At 36.8% G+C, this 15,633-nt stretch carries 10 protein-coding genes; 7 read left to right on the forward strand and 3 right to left on the reverse strand.

All coding sequences use genetic code 11. The features are described from left to right. Positions 1-8: 8 nt before the first annotated feature. Complete coding sequence (locus FW781_RS19760) at positions 9-2,132, reverse strand: outer membrane beta-barrel family protein (protein WP_149388993.1); 2,124 nt, start codon at positions 2,130-2,132, stop codon at positions 9-11. 185 nt (positions 2,133-2,317) lie between these two features. Between FW781_RS19760 and FW781_RS19765 the strand changes: the two genes are divergently transcribed. Both FW781_RS19765 and FW781_RS19770 read left to right on the forward strand, forming a co-directional pair. Further along, on the forward strand, positions 2,318-3,337 hold the full coding sequence (locus FW781_RS19765) for a sensor histidine kinase (protein ID WP_149388994.1): 1,020 nt from the start codon (positions 2,318-2,320) through the stop codon (positions 3,335-3,337). Further along, positions 3,330-4,007, forward strand: coding sequence for a LytR/AlgR family response regulator transcription factor (locus FW781_RS19770; protein ID WP_149388995.1), 678 nt, complete (start codon positions 3,330-3,332; stop codon positions 4,005-4,007). Before FW781_RS19765 ends, FW781_RS19770 begins: the two co-directional genes overlap by 8 nt. A gap of 149 nt (positions 4,008-4,156) precedes the next feature. Here FW781_RS19770 and FW781_RS19775 read toward each other — a convergent pair whose 3' ends face one another. Both FW781_RS19775 and FW781_RS19780 read right to left on the reverse strand, forming a co-directional pair. Then, positions 4,157-6,424 carry an aconitate hydratase gene (locus tag FW781_RS19775; RefSeq protein WP_149388996.1) on the reverse strand — a complete coding sequence of 756 codons (2,268 nt, stop codon included), beginning with the start codon at positions 6,422-6,424 and terminating at the stop codon, positions 4,157-4,159. Positions 6,425-6,740: 316 nt separating this feature from the next. Further along, complete coding sequence (locus FW781_RS19780) at positions 6,741-9,524, reverse strand: bifunctional aconitate hydratase 2/2-methylisocitrate dehydratase (protein WP_149388997.1); 2,784 nt, start codon at positions 9,522-9,524, stop codon at positions 6,741-6,743. Between the two features lie 353 nt (positions 9,525-9,877). Here FW781_RS19780 and FW781_RS19785 point away from each other — a divergent pair, with 353 nt between their 5' ends. The 5 genes from FW781_RS19785 (at position 9,878) to FW781_RS19805 (ending at position 15,552) form a co-directional block, all read left to right on the forward strand. Beyond that, positions 9,878-10,582, forward strand: a complete 705-nt coding sequence (locus FW781_RS19785; protein ID WP_228720244.1) for a WG repeat-containing protein — start codon at positions 9,878-9,880, stop codon at positions 10,580-10,582. 270 nt (positions 10,583-10,852) lie between these two features. Further along, positions 10,853-12,970, forward strand: a complete 2,118-nt coding sequence (locus FW781_RS19790; protein ID WP_149388999.1) for a TonB-dependent receptor — start codon at positions 10,853-10,855, stop codon at positions 12,968-12,970. 204 nt (positions 12,971-13,174) lie between these two features. Beyond that, positions 13,175-13,927 carry a hypothetical protein gene (locus FW781_RS19795; protein ID WP_149389000.1) on the forward strand — a complete coding sequence of 251 codons (753 nt, stop codon included), beginning with the start codon at positions 13,175-13,177 and terminating at the stop codon, positions 13,925-13,927. After that, on the forward strand, positions 13,915-14,457 hold the full coding sequence (locus FW781_RS19800) for an acyl-CoA thioesterase (RefSeq protein ID WP_047381641.1): 543 nt from the start codon (positions 13,915-13,917) through the stop codon (positions 14,455-14,457). The genes FW781_RS19795 and FW781_RS19800 overlap by 13 nt, the downstream gene beginning before the upstream one ends. 165 nt (positions 14,458-14,622) lie before the next feature. Continuing rightward, positions 14,623-15,552, forward strand: coding sequence for a 2-hydroxyacid dehydrogenase (locus FW781_RS19805; RefSeq protein ID WP_149389001.1), 930 nt, complete (start codon positions 14,623-14,625; stop codon positions 15,550-15,552). Positions 15,553-15,633 lie beyond the last annotated feature (81 nt).

The raw sequence follows: 15,633 nt of genomic DNA on the forward strand, positions 1-15,633 counted from the left end.
TTTTACAGTTATTGGGCACGGTTTTTTTCTTCAAAATTCACGGCTCTGTTATTTGATTTTACTTTCTGATTTCCAAAATTGTAAGTGATGCTGAGTGTCATTCTTCTGGCGTCCCAATAGTTATCAAAATATTGTGTATTATCAGTAAAGTATTTTTCAGCCCTCAGTCCGGACTGTCTGAAAATGTCGCTTACAGAAAGATTGACCTGAAGGGCTTTTTCCGCAAAACTCATTTTGATTCCCGCATCCAGACTTGCTGTGTTTCTTACAAAAAAATATCCGTCTCTGGAAGGAAGATTGTTCCAGTAGTTGACAAACAGCATGAATGTTTTTGCCTTATTCAGCTGGAATGTATTGTTCAGAGAAAAATAAAATGACTGTCCATTTTTAGGAATCAGATTGAATCTTGTAATCTGAGTTTCATTATAACTGAAGGAAGTTGAGATATTGCTCTCCCAGATTTTGAAAAACGTATCTGTATAATTGAAATTAATCCCGTAAATATCCTGATTGTAATAATTTTCATAGGTACTGGTAAGGTCAATTCCGTTCAGGAAGGAAATCTGGTCAAAATTGTTCTTTGTTTTCTGATAATAAAGATTGGCTGAAAATTTATTTTTAAAGATATAATTAAACTCAATATTATGATTAAATGATGGCTGCAGGCTTGGATTTCCGGTATAATATGTATTAGGATTAGAATACCATCGGAACGGATCTAAAGCCCGGAAATAAGGACGGTTGATTCTTCGGGAATAATTAATGCTGAACTGATTATTACCATTGGCTTTATAAGATATATAGGCTGTCGGAAAAAACTTTCCGTAATTGTTCTCCGATTTTGATTGGGTAGTTGGCGAGAAACCTTTGGTTTGTGAATATTCATAGCGAAGTCCTGCTTTTACAGACCATTTTTCGCCAAGGTCCTTACTGGCACTGACATAACCTGCATAATTTTTTTCATTATAATCAAAAAGATTACTCTTTGCCGGATCTATGATATAATTCTCATTGGTGAAATTAAAATATCCAATGTCCGAATTATTAGAAAACTGACTGTATTTCGCACCTGTTTCCAACTGGATTTTTTTGAAATTTAAAGTTAAGTCAGCCTGGCCAGAATAGATCTTATAATTTACCGAAGAAAGATTTCTCACAACCTGTGTTGAGTTGCTGATGATATTTCTTGTTGTAAAATTAACTTCCGTATCGGGCAGATTTCCATAATAATTTGCGCCAAGACTTAGTTTATGTTCTCCCAACTTTTGATCAAAATAGAGATTTAGCATTTGTGATGTAAAAGTAGAGCGGTGCTTTGAATCCGTATCAGTTTGCAAAGTGGAAGTAGTGTTGGTAAAATAGTTTTGCGTTGAGTTGATATCCATATTAGAATGTCCTTTTGTAATATCATATACCAACCCAATATTAGAATTTTTAGAAAGCGAATAATCAAGATTGGCATTCAGACCCAGCCCGTCATTCATATCTCTTCTGTCATTTTTACTGATAGAAGAGCTTTGGCCTATGATATTATTTTTTTCTACAGATCTTTTATCTCCATCATAGCCTATTACTTTTACAGAAGCTTTTATTTTTTCATTCTGGTAATTTACCCCTGCCACACTGCTGAAACCTGCATATGTTTTCTGAGTGTAATTGGTATTCAGATAGCCACTCCATCCGAGATTCTGATTCTTTTTAAGAACAATATTGATGATACCGCTATTTCCCTGGGCATCATATTTTGACGGTGGGGTTGTAATAACTTCGATTTTCAAAATATTTTCAGAACGTAAATTTCTCAGATAGTTCATGAGTTCTGCTCCGGAAAGATTCAACAAACGATCATTAACCATTACAGAGACCCCGTTTTTTCCTGCAATGGAAAGCAACCCTTTGTCTTCATCCATCTTAAGTAAGGGAGTGGAGGATAAAACTTCTGTTCCGGAACTTCCTTGTGATAACATTGAATTTTGAACGTTGTAGACAAGACGATCTACTTTGCGCTCTACAAGAACTTTTTTACCATTCACTGTAACAGCTTCAATTTTATTAACATTAGTTGTATCTTTTATTTGTCCTGTTACTGCAGAACAAAACAATATTGAAATAAAGAAAATATTTTTTTTCATAATGTATAGATCAATAAATAATATTTTTTTATATATCCGGGACAAAGATATTAGGCGAATGTATTCATGAAAATAGACGTTAGATGAAACATGAATTTGAGTAGATTAAAAAAGTTTTATCGGAAAAAAACAGGCTTTTGTCGAAAAATAATGTCAAAATAAAACAGCAGAAGGTATATTTGAATATGAAAAGAAAGCAAATTATATGGCTTCAGATTATCTATTGGAGCTTTAATTTTATAGGAACAGTGATCACTCCGAATTATTTTTTTCCGGAGACTAATAAATTTAATATGCATGTTCTTAGAATTACATTCTTCCTTGTGAAGATTCTTACTTTCTACTTTGCATATTTCATTGTTTTTCCTAAAGTTTTTAAAATAGACAAACTGTATTCTGCCGTTTTTGTTTTTATACTGGCTTTTCTGTTTTTTGCCGGATTGCGTTATATCCTTGAGGAAATTATGCTTCCGGAAACATTAGGTTTTAGGAATTATGGTGAAGGTACAGAACTTTTCTTTTATTTTTTTGATAATATTTACAATAGCTCATTACCTACTTTCATTGCAGGAATTTTGTGGATATTGGAAAAATACGGTGTGGCTGAAAATGATAAAAAACAGCTCCTGATAGACAAGAAACAGGCGGAACTTCAGGCACTAAAAACTCAGATCAATCCTCATTTTATTTTTAATTCATTAAATAATATCTACTCTCTGGTCTATCAGAAATCGGATAAAGCACTTCCTGCCATTGAAGAACTTGGACAATTGCTGAGGTACAGTACAAAAGACCTTGCAAAAGATGCTATTTCGCTGGATAAAGAGATTGGATATATTGACAGTTTAATTGCACTGGAAAAACTTAGGATCAGAAACCCTGAACTGTTGCTAATAGAAAAAAATATTCAATATCCTCAGCTGAAGATCTCACCAATGTTGCTTGTTCCTTTTGTTGAGAATGCTTTCAAACATGGAGATTTTCGTGATAAAGGTTTTGAAATGAAAATCTCAGATCATGATAAGATTCTGCATTTTTATCTTTTAAATTTTAAAACACAGAAAATGAAAGATATCGTGTCAGGAATAGGAATTCAGAATGTGAAAAAAAGACTGGAAATCCTTTATCCTAAACATCAGCTTGAAATCAAAGATTCAGAAACGGAATTTATTGTAGATTTAAAAATTGATTTAAGGGATGAATAAGATAAAATGTATCATTGTTGATGACGAACCCCTGGCAATCTCTCTGCTGGAGCATTATGTAGAGAAAATTCCTTTTCTTGAACTGGTTTTCTCTACAGAGAATCCGATTCTGGCTTTAGAGTATCTGCAGAAAAATGATTCAGACCTCATCTTTCTGGATATTCAGATGCCGGAGCTTACAGGAATCAATTTTATGAAGATTGTTGGACCTGATCAAAAGTATATTTTAACAACGGCTTATTCTGAATATGCGCTGGAAGGATATGAACATAATGTTGTGGATTACCTTTTGAAGCCTGTCTCCTTTGAACGGTTTCAAAAGAGTGTATTAAAGGCTCAGGAGCGGTTTTCTTTTCCACAGGAAGAAAATACCCATTTCTTTGTGAAATCCTCTGGACAAAGGCATCGTATCGGCTTTCATGAGATTCTGTACGTAGAAAGCATCAAGGACTACGTCAATATCCGGACAGAAAATGATGAGTTTATCGTTCTGGATACTCTTAAATCAATGGAAAGCCAGCTTCCTGAAAGATTTGTGCGGATTCATAAATCTTTCATTGTCAATTTGGATAGAATCAAGAGTGTTGGGGCTAAAAAAATCACTCTTCCTGAGTATGAAATTCCCATTGGAGAAAGCTATAGAACAAATCTTCTGGATAGATTAAAGTAAGAAAATTGTAAGTTTTGGCTAAAGCCAGATGTATTTTATAATTTTAAAAGCGGACTTTAGTCCGCTCCTATTGAATTTATTAGCAGGTATGATAAAAAAGACGACTTCAATTGAAGCCGCCTTTATATTAATTAATCTAACAATTAATCTTATTTTTCCTGTTGTTTGATCAGGTTCAGGGCAGAACCAGCCTTAAACCAATCAATCTGCTGATCGTTATAAGTATGGTTGGCCATGATGATATCTTTAGTTCCGTCAGCATGAACGAATTCTAAAGTCAGTTGTTTTCCTGGAGCAAACTGATCAAGATCTAAGAAGTTAACCGTGTCATCTTCCTGGATTTTGTCATAGTCAGCTTCATTAGCGAAAGTGATTCCAAGCATACCTTGTTTTTTAAGGTTGGTTTCATGGATTCTTGCGAATGATTTTACCAATACAGCTTTCACGCCAAGGTGTCTGGGCTCCATGGCAGCATGCTCTCTTGAAGAACCTTCACCATAGTTCTGGTCTCCTACAACGATTGTCGGAACGCCTGCCGCTTTGTAAGCTCTTTGTACAGCCGGAACTTCACCGTATTCACCGGTTAATTCATTTTTAACTTTATTGGTTTCCATGTTGTAAGCATTGACAGCTCCGATCAACATGTTATTTGAGATATTGTCTAAGTGTCCTCTGTACTTCAACCATGGTCCGGCCATAGAAATGTGGTCAGTAGTACATTTTCCGAAAGCTTTAATCAATACCTTAGCTCCTTCAATGTTTTTACCATCCCAAGCCGGGAATTCTTCTAATAACTGAAGTCTGTCTGAAGTAGGACTTACATTCACAACAACGCTTGAACCATCTTCAGATGGAGCCTGATATCCGTTATCGTCTACTGCGAATCCTTTTGAAGGAAGTTCATAGCCTTTAGGTTCTTCAAGTTTTACCTGCTCACCAGCTTCGTTAGTTAATGTATCTGTAATTGGGTTAAAATCTAGTCTGCCTGAGATCGCGACAGCAGCCACCATTTCAGGAGAAGCTACAAATGCATGGGTATTCGGGTTACCATCAGCTCTTTTGGCGAAGTTTCTGTTGAAAGAGTGAATAATAGAGTTTTTCTCTCCTTTTTCAGCACCTTCTCTGTCCCATTGTCCGATACATGGTCCACAAGCGTTGGTAAATATTCTTGCGTTTTCAAATTTTCTGAAAGAATCTAAGAAGCCGTCTCTTTCTGCTGTGAATTTCACCTGTTCAGAACCAGGGTTGATTCCTAAGATGGCTTTAGGTTTTACCCCTTTTGATACCGCATCTTCTACAATGGAAGCAGCCCTTGATAAATCTTCATAAGAAGAGTTGGTACAAGAACCGATAAGAGCCCACTCAACTTCTAAAGGCCATCCGTTAGCTTCAGCTTTAGCTCTGAATTCAGCAACCGGAGTCGCCAAATCGGGAGTGAAAGGTCCGTTTAAGTGAGGAGTCAGTTCAGAAAGGTTGATTTCTATTAATTGGTCGAAATATTGCTCAGGGTTTGCATATACTTCAGCATCACCTGTTAGGTGCTCAGCAATTGTATCAGCGGCATCTACTACATCCTGTCTTCCTGTAGCGGAAAGATATCTTCTCATAGAATCATCATATCCGAAAGTAGAAGTTGTAGCTCCGATTTCAGCACCCATGTTACAGATAGTCCCTTTACCAGTTGCGGAAAGAGATTCAGCGCCTTCACCGAAATATTCTACGATGCACCCAGTACCTCCTTTTACGGTAAGGATTCCTGCTACTTTTAAGATAACATCTTTTGCCGAAGTCCATCCGCTCATTTTACCGGTTAATTTTACTCCGATAAGTTTAGGCATTTTAAGCTCCCAGGCCATTCCTGCCATTACGTCTACCGCGTCAGCACCTCCTACACCTATTGCTACCATTCCCAGTCCTCCTGCATTTACCGTGTGAGAGTCAGTACCGATCATCATTCCTCCAGGGAAGGCATAATTTTCCAGTACAACCTGGTGAATGATACCCGCTCCCGGTTTCCAGAATCCGATTCCGTATTTATCACATACAGAACTAAGGAAGTTGAACACCTCAGAGTTTTTGTTGATACCTTCCTGTAAATCTTTATCAGCACCTACTTTCGCCTGGATCAGGTGATCCGCGTGAGCAGTGGAAGGAACGGCAACTTTAGTTTTTCCTGCCTGCATGAACTGTAAAAGTGCCATCTGTGCAGTGGCATCCTGCATTGCTACTCGGTCTGGAGCGAAGTCTACATAAGAGTTTCCTCTTTCATAAGCCTGTGTAGCATTTCCTTCCCAAAGGTGGGTGTAAAGGATTTTTTCTGAAAGGGTAAGAGGTTTTCCTACAATTTGTCTTGCCGCAGCAATTCTTTCGGGATAACGCTCATACACCTTTTTGATCATATCAATATCAAAAGTCATATCTTAATTTAGTTTTGTTCTTTTTCCGTTTAATGCTTCTTTCTCTGTGGTCTGAAAAAGAAAAATCACTGTTAATGCATCAAAAAACGTTCCTATAATCCATAAACAGGGTGTTTTTGATTCCAAAATCAATAGATTTTATAACTTTCAATTTAAGAAAAAATAGAATTTATTTGCCGGGTTTTATCGAAAAAAAAACGTAACTATCTTAAAATAGAAACGTTCTAAACAAAAAATGGAAGATTTTAAATCCTAAAGGACCAAAATCTTCCATTTATATAATTTTCAATAGTCTTACGACGTATGTATAAATGTCTTAGTGAGCACTTGTACTTGTTAATTCTTTAATAGAAGGTACAAAAGTGGTAAGGTCAATACCTTCAACAGCAGCTTTGTACTCATCAATATTAGGAATTCTTCCAATGATCGCAGAAAGAACTACAACCGGAGTTGAAGCAAGTAAAGATTCACCTTTTTTACGTTCAGAATCTTCAACTACTCTTCCTTGGAAAAGACGCGTAGAAGTTGCTAAAACGGTATCTCCTTTAGCTGCTTTTTCCTGATTACCCATACAAAGGTTACATCCGGGACGCTCAAGATACATTACGTTTTTGTATTCAACACGGGCTTCTCCTTTTGGAGCATTATCATCAAATTCAAAAGCTGAATATTTTTCTAATAATTCCCAGTCTCCTTCTGCCTTCAGCTCATCAATGATGTTGTAAGTAGGTGCTGCTACTACAAGAGGAGCGCTAAATTCTACTTTTCCTTGCTGCTTTTCAATATTTCTAAGCATTTGGGAAACAATCTTAAGGTCACCTTTGTGAACCATACAAGATCCTACGAAACCAAGGTCTACTTTTTTCTCACCTCCGTAATAAGAAAGGTCTCTGATGGTATCGTGAGTATATCTCTTAGACACATCGTCGTTGTTTACGTCCGGATCAGCAATCATTGGTTCAACAATTACGTCAAGATCTACCACAACTTCAGCATAATATTTAGCATTTGCATCAGGAGTCAAAGCAGGTTTCTCTCCTGATCTGATCTCTGCAATTCTCTTGTTTGCTTTGTCAATTAATCCCTGAAGAACTTTATTATGGTTATCCATACCCTTATCAATCATGATCTGGATTCTGCCTTTTGCAATTTCCAGTGATTCAATCAAAGTATTGTCTTCAGAAATGTTGATAGAAGCTTTTGCCTTCATCTCAGCAGTCCAGTCAGTAAAGGTAAATGCCTGGTCAGCAGGAAGCGTTCCGATGTGAACCTCAATGATTCTTCCCTGGAATACGTTTTCTCCTCCAAACTGCTTCAGCATCTGAGCCTGCGTTGCATGAACCACATCACGGAAGTCCATGTGCTCTTTCATGTTTCCTTTGAATGTTACTTTCACAGATTCAGGGATTGGCATAGATGCTTCACCCGTAGCTAATGCAAGTGCCACAGTTCCTGAGTCAGCCCCGAAAGCTACTCCTTTAGACATTCTTGTGTGAGAGTCACCACCAATGATGATAGCCCACTCATCTACAGTGATATCGTTAAGAACCTTGTGGATTACGTCAGTCATTGCGTGGTATTCACCTTTAGGGTCACGGGCTGTAATAAGACCGAACTCGTTCATGAATTTCATCAGTTTCGGAATATTGGCCTGAGCTTTTTTATCCCAAACAGAAGCGGTGTGGCATCCTGACTGGTATGCACCATCAACGATTGGGGAAATTACTGTTGCAGCCATAGATTCCAATTCCTGAGAAGTCATAAGACCTGTTGTATCCTGAGATCCAACAATATTAACTTCTACACGAACGTCTGAACCGGCGTGTAATACTTTTCCAGGAGTAGTTCCAACAGCATTTCTGTTGAATATTTTTTCTACAGCCGTAAGTCCTTGTCCTTCGTGAGAAATTTCTTTTGATGGAGCAAAAACAGCAGGAGCCTCAATTCCTAAAAGCTGAGCGGCAAATGTCTGTAGTTTTTTACCAAATACGATAGCGTAAGATCCACCGGCTTTGATGAATTCCATCTTTTGCGGAGTGAAAGATTTGGTAAGGTCGATCAGTTCTTTATCGCCGTTATATAATTTCTTTTCTTTTGTATTAATCGTTAAAACAGTTCCTGTTGCTACTGAATAAGCTTCTTCAAGAACGATGTCACCATTTTCGTTACGAATCGGGTTTCCGTTTTCGTCAACTTTCTTTACCCAGTTTTTAAGGTCAACACCAATACCTCCGGTAACGTCTACGGTCGTAAGGAAGATCGGAGAAATTCCGTTTGTTCCTCCTACAATCGGAGCAATGTTTACGAAGGGTACATATGGGCTGGCCTGTTTACCTGTCCAGAGAGCAACGTTATTTACTCCGGACATTCTTGATGAACCTACACCCATTGTTCCTTTTTCAGCGATAAGCATAATGCTTGCATCAGGATGTTGTGCCTGTAAAGCTTTGATTTCTTCCTGAGCCTCAGGAGTGATCATACATTTACCATGAAGTTCACGGTCTGATCTTGAGTGGGCCTGGTTACCCGGAGAAAGTAAATCTGTAGAGATGTCTCCTTCACCAGCAATGAATGTTACGACTTTAATTTCTTCAGCAACTTCCGGAAGTTTTGTGAAAAACTCAGCTTTTGCGTAGCTTTCAAGGATTTCTTTTGCAATTTCGTTACCACTGTTGAATGCTTCCTTCAGGCGGTTTGTATCTGCCTCATAAAGGAAAACCTGTGTTTTAAGAACAGCTGCAGCTTCTTTAGCAATAGCGGCATCATTACCTAAGGCAAGATCCAGCAATACTTCAATAGAAGGCCCGCCTTTCATATGAGACAATAATTCAAAGGCAAATGCCGGGGAAATTTCTTCTACTACGGATTCACCCAGAATAATTTCTTTTAAAAATTTAGCTTTCACTCCCGCCGCACTTGTCGTTCCGGGTAGCGTGTTGTAAATGAAAAATTTAAGAGAATCCGATCGGTCAGCATTACCTGAATCTTTAATCTGTGTAATGATTTCGCTTAGTAATTCAGCACCATCAATTGGCTTTGGATGAAGCCCTTGGGTTTTTCTTTCTTCAATCTCTTTGATGTAATCCTTATAAATATTCATAATAGAAGGTCTTTCAACATTAAAGGTAGGCCTGCTTCTTCTTTACCGGTCTGTATAAATACAGTTAATGACATTTTGAGTTCTCGCATTTTGATGCAACATTAACCGAATAAAGTCAGCATAATCTACACTTTCTTAAAAGTTTTTTAAAATTATCAAACAATTCAAAATGTTCCCAAAATTACGAATTTTTAATATTTTATAGAAACGAAATTATTTAGATTCTTTATAAATATGAATTTTATAATATCTATTTTTGGTCATATTTTTGTAGACATATGGTGAATATGAAAAATATCCTAAATGTTTTATGCATTTTTACTTCGGTTTTCGTTTTTTCACAGACTAAATCTGTGAAGAAAATAACGGTGAAACAAGGTGCGAAAACAGCGGTTAAGAAAGGGCCTGCAGCCAAAAAAACTAATCCTGATTTAGTAGTAATTAATAAAGATCTTCCGGTTTTGATTCCTAAGAAGAAAGGCGATCAGTTTGGGTATGTTGACCAGAACGGGAAATTTATTATTCAGCCGGAATATCACATTGCCGTATTTTTTTACGAAGACTGTAACCTTCTGAATTCCCCTAATGAAAAAGTCAGAAAATTTGGAACAAAAGAGTATGCTACAGTAGAAAAAGATATGATCTCTTACCGGATAGATCAGTCCGGGAAGAGAGTATACCAGTTCAAAGAATCTGATTTTGGGAAATGTATATTTGAAGAATATAAACAACAGTTGTTTCAGGCATATACCATGAATGGTTTTTACGGAATTATTGAAAAAGCAAAGTTTGTGAATGCTGCAGATTACAGGCAGTTTCAGATCTATCCTCAATATCAGTATCTCTACATTATGGAAGGAGATGATGTAGCAAATCCCATGATTGTTGCCTCCAATAATGATAAATTTGGAGTGATTGACGTTAACAATAAGATCATTATTCCTTTTGAATATGCCAATATTAAAAGAAACTTTAGCTGGAAACTGGGGAAGATGTTTGAAGTCACGAAAGATGGAAAAAGCTACTATTATGTTGATGCGGACAATAAAACCTATTAGAAAATTATAAATGATGAATGATGAATGATTCATTCAATAACTCCTATTTTTCATTCTACTTTTTTCTATCTCATAACTCAAAACCCGAACCTCAATTCATATATTTTTTGTAATTTTGCAGCTGAAATAAAGGGGTGCTTTAACAGGCTGAGATTATACCCAATGAACCTGGAACAGGTAATGCTGTTTAGGGATGCGTCTTCATCAGGCGCTTATTGTATAATATCTTATCGATCCCCTTTTATTCATTAAATGTCAAAGATTTATAGAATGAAAGGATTATTTTTTTTAGGACTTAGCGTAGGCTCTGTAGCCTTTATCCAGGCTCAGAATAAGGATTCTCTGAAAATCAGAGAAATTGAAGCCGTCAACTTTACCAAAAGGCTGCCGGTAGCAAAGGAAATCATCAACGTACAGAAAGATTTAGACGGTAAAAATTTAGGACAGGATCTTCCTATTCTGTTAAAAAATCAAACCTCCATTATTTCTACCTCAGATGCAGGAAATGGGGTAGGATATACCGGTTTTAGAATTCGTGGAGTTTCAGGAAGCGGGATTAATGTAATGATGAATGGTGTTCCGTACAACGATTCTGAAAGCCAGGGGACTTTTTTTGTGAATGTTCCGGATTTAACAAGTTCTGCATCTCAGATTGTTATTCAAAGAGGAGTGGGAACTTCCAATAATGGTGTTTCTGCCTTCGGGGCAAGTATCAATGTGATTTCTAAAGATCCTGAAGAAAAGTTTTATTTTAAAACAGATGACAGCTACGGCTCCTTCAATACCTATAAATATTCAGCTGAGATAGGTTCCGGTAAGTTCTGGAAAAACCGTCTTTCTGTAATGGGAAGATATACACATATTCATTCTGACGGATATATCGACAGAGCTTCATCAAATTTACATTCTTATAATTTTACAGCCTTATTTGAAGAAGGAAATACAAAGCTGCGTTTAATGGCTTTCGGTGGAAAAGAGAAAACCTACCAGGCATGGAACGGGATTGATCGTAAAACATGGGAAACCGATCCTAAATTTAATGTTTCAGGGGCAATTTATGATGCCAATTGGGAAAATATCGTAAGTTTCTATGACAACGAAACAGACAATTACAGACAGAACCACTATCAGTTGCTTTGGGAGCAAAAATTCAGTGATAGATGGAATATGGAAACTACTTTTCATTATACCAAAGGGAAAGGATATTACGAAAACTACAAGCAGGGAGATCCTTTTTCCAGATACAATTTACCTGATTTGACTGAAGGAGGACAGACTATAAAATATTCAGACTTTATCAGAAAAAAATGGCTGAATAATGATTTTTATGGGGTTGTTTCAACGCTTTACGGAAAGTTTGAAAACTTAGATCTGAATGTTGGTGTTGTTGCCAATCAGTATTACGGAAGACACTATGGAAATGTTACCGGAGTATTTTTTCCTCAGATTGATGAAAGCGAATATTACAGAAGCCGTTCGATAAAGAATGAAGTATCTGGTTTTGCAAAAGCTTTGTTCAGAGTGGATAATTTTGAATTTTTTGGTGATTTACAGCTTAGAAAAATCAATTATAATACTAAAATCCTGATGGCTGGTGATGGTGAAGGTGCAGATTTAAGTAAAAATTGGCTATTTTTTAATCCAAAAGCCGGCGTCAATTACAGAATTGAAGGTGGTAAAGTATTCCTGTCATACGCTCATGCCCACCGTGAACCGAACAGAGATGATCTGATGGCCAATAATGACGTTAAAGCAGAAAAACTTCACGACTTTGAAGCTGGTTTAGAGAAACAATTCGGGATTGTATCCTTTACTGCGAATGTGTATTATATGTACTATGTGAATCAATTGGTATTAAATGGTGTCCTTAATAATGTAGGAGCATTCATCAGAACCAATTCCGGGAAGAGCTACAGAAGAGGAGTGGAGCTTGGTGCTTTAGCAAAACTATCCAAACAATGGGAGGTTTCAGGAAATGTAACCTTAAGCCAGAGCAGAAACCAGGATTTTAATATTCAAAATGGAGATGTTCCCAAAAGCCTTGGAAATACACAGATTTCATTCTCTCCGAATGTCATTGCTAATCTAAGTCTGAAATTCAATCCTACGAAGAATTTTCAGTTTGCTTTAATGAATCAGTACGTGGGGAAACAATATCTGGACAATACCGAAGATGCAAACCTGCAGCTTAAAGATTATTTCCTGACGGATTTCAACGCTCAGTATCAGTTTAAAATTGCCAATAATGAAATTGCATTAAAACTATTGGTGAATAACCTGTTCAACAAAAAATATGTCAACAACGGATCTGTGTACGAAGGACAGCCGTATTATTTTTCACAGGCGGGAACCAATTTCATGTTTGGAGTGAGCTGGAAGATTCAATAATAAAAAGATGGAAAAAGTAAATAAGTGAATTTGAAAATTTGCCCTTTTACCTGTTTCATTATAATTGTGATGCTTAAAAAAAGAAGTTTAAATACCTGTATTCCAGTTTTGATACAGAATAATCAAAAGACTGTTTCGGCAGTCTTTTTTTATATAGGTTAAATATCTTTAAAAGTCATGAAAAAGTTATAAATTTGCTGCCAAATGAATATTTCAGCATACATTTTAGAATACTTAAAACAATTTGGAACTGCCACGGTTCCAGGCTTTGGGGTGTTTTCACTGAAAAATTCTAAGGCCATTATCAATTCCGAAAATGGGAGCATCTTACCTCCAGCCAGTCAGATTGAATTTACAATAGACTACGAAGTACAGGCTGAAGATCTTACTGCTTTTATTGCAGGACAGAAACAAATGTCCTTAGAGGCTTCAAGAAGTGATCTGAAGATCCAGACTGATTTTTGGAAGAAAAAACTTCAGGCCGAACAGGTTCTTGAGATTCAAAACCTTGGAACAGTCTTTATTGAAGAAGGACATACCCATTTTAAAGGAAAAAGAATAGAATCAGGGCGTCCGGACTTTTATGGACTGGAAGAGATCAGATTTTCAGATATCAATAACGGAGAAAAGGTAAATCCTTCAGTCAACCACGAAAAGGATTTTAAATTCAGAAAAACTATTCTATGGATTTTCCTTTTGGTTATTCCGGTTTTGGGAATTTTATACCTGGCTTTCACCCAGCAGGAACTTCTTTTTGGTAAGAAGTCTTTCAATAAGGTTTCCGTACAGACTTCTACCCACAGAATTGTAAAAGATACGATTAAGGTGATGGTACATACCCCGAAATCATCCGTTTCAGATTCTCTGAAAAAAGATTCATTAGCAAAACCTGCCGGAAAAGCAGTAAAACCAGCTCCGGCCGTTCCAAACAACACTAAGACTAGATGGCAAAAATAAAAAAAGCGTCAGAATCTCTGACTATTATGACCAATATCGTTCTTCCGAACGAAACCAATTCTTTAAGAAATCTTTTTGGAGGTGAGCTTTTAGCGAAAATGGACCGTTGCGCGTCTATTTCTGCAGCAAGACACTGCGAGAGAAGAGTAGTAACAGCTTCTGTAAACCACGTGTCTTTCAATCATCCGATTCCGGAAGGCGGAGTAGTGGTATTGGAATCCAAAGTTTCCAGAGCATTTTCTACTTCTATGGAAGTTTATGTGGATGTATGGTTGGATGACCCGATCAATCAGAAGAAAATTCATACCAATGCAGGTATTTATACTTTCGTGGCTGTAGATGAATTCAACCGTCCGATTCCTATCCCGGAAATGGTTCCGGAAACGGAAGAAGAAAAAGAAAGATTTGCAGCTGCATTCCGTAGAAAAGAACTTTCATTAATCCTTTCCGGAAGAATGAAACCGCTGGAATCTGTAGAGCTTAAAAAACTCTTCCAGGAACCGCAGGAGTCAAAAAAAGATAAAAAGTAGACTTTACATACTTTATCAATAAAAATGCTTTTAAACTTTGCTGAGTGCTAACGCCTTTGCGAGCTTAAAAGCATTTGTTTTTTCAGTAATTTGCGAACTTTGCGATATAATAAAATTGTAATCATTTAGGAATCTGTTCCTATTTCTAAAATCATTAAATAAAAAATGAAAATACTTCTTTTAGATAAAAATCATCCTCTTATCACTGAGCAGCTTTTGGCTCAGAATTTTATATTGGAAGAGGATTTTACATCGTCTTATGATGAGGTTTGTGATAAAATTGAAAATTATGACGGGATTATTATCAGAAGCCGTATTCCTTTAGATCAGAATTTTCTGGAAAAAGGCAAGAACCTGAAATTTATTGCAAGAGTAGGAGCCGGAATGGAAAACATAGATATTCCTGTGGCTGAAAGACTGGGAATCCAACTGATCAATTCTCCGGAAGGAAACAGAGATTCTGTAGCAGAACATGTGGTAGGAATGCTGCTTGTGATCATGAACAGGCTTTTTATTGCTTCTCAGGAAGTGAAGAACGGGATCTGGAAACGTGAAGAAAACAGAGGTGATGAACTGTTGGGAAAAACAGTAGGTTTGATAGGATATGGAAATATGGGAAAAGCTACGGCCAAAAGGCTTTCTGGGTTTGGATGTAAAGTGATCTTCCATGATATACTTCCTGACCTTTCGGATGAATATGCAACACAGGTTTCACTGGAAGAACTTAAGCAGTCTGCAGAGGTTGTAAGCTTACATATTCCTTTGACTTCAGAAACGCATTATCTTATCGATGAAACGTTCATTGCAGGAATGAAAAACAACTTTTATTTTGTCAATACAGCAAGAGGAAAGAATGTGAAAACTAAAAGTTTAGTAGAAGCGTTGAAATCTGGAAAAGTAAAAGGGACTTGTCTGGACGTATTAGAATACGAAAAATCTTCTTTCGAGCATATTGAAACTGAAAATGAAGATTTGAAATATCTTCTTGAATCTGAAAAAGCAATTGTAACACCACACATTGCCGGGTGGACACACCAGAGCAAAGAAAAGCTGGCTCAGTTTATTGTTGATAAAATTGTTGCTTCACATTGTTAGGCTATTTAATGAAGTTATAAAATAAAACAGGGCGGATTTACAATAAAGTGAATTCGCTTTTTTATTGACTTTCACTTTTTC

Origin of the sequence: Chryseobacterium panacisoli (assembly GCF_008274625.1) — a bacterium.
Lineage (GTDB): Bacteria > Bacteroidota > Bacteroidia > Flavobacteriales > Weeksellaceae > Chryseobacterium > Chryseobacterium panacisoli.

What these genes read in the sequence shown, in the direction of transcription:
- FW781_RS19760 (WP_149388993.1), bottom strand. Translation starts at nt 2,132, where the DNA reads ATGAAAAAAAATATTTTCTTTATTTCAATATTGTTTTGTTCTGCAGTA.
- FW781_RS19765 (WP_149388994.1), top strand. Translation starts at nt 2,318, where the DNA reads ATGAAAAGAAAGCAAATTATATGGCTTCAGATTATCTATTGGAGCTTT.
- FW781_RS19770 (WP_149388995.1), top strand. Translation starts at nt 3,330, where the DNA reads ATGAATAAGATAAAATGTATCATTGTTGATGACGAACCCCTGGCAATC.
- FW781_RS19775 (WP_149388996.1), bottom strand. Translation starts at nt 6,424, where the DNA reads ATGACTTTTGATATTGATATGATCAAAAAGGTGTATGAGCGTTATCCC.
- FW781_RS19780 (WP_149388997.1), bottom strand. Translation starts at nt 9,524, where the DNA reads ATGAATATTTATAAGGATTACATCAAAGAGATTGAAGAAAGAAAAACC.
- FW781_RS19790 (WP_149388999.1), top strand. Translation starts at nt 10,853, where the DNA reads ATGAAAGGATTATTTTTTTTAGGACTTAGCGTAGGCTCTGTAGCCTTT.
- FW781_RS19795 (WP_149389000.1), top strand. Translation starts at nt 13,175, where the DNA reads ATGAATATTTCAGCATACATTTTAGAATACTTAAAACAATTTGGAACT.
- FW781_RS19800 (WP_047381641.1), top strand. Translation starts at nt 13,915, where the DNA reads ATGGCAAAAATAAAAAAAGCGTCAGAATCTCTGACTATTATGACCAAT.
- FW781_RS19805 (WP_149389001.1), top strand. Translation starts at nt 14,623, where the DNA reads ATGAAAATACTTCTTTTAGATAAAAATCATCCTCTTATCACTGAGCAG.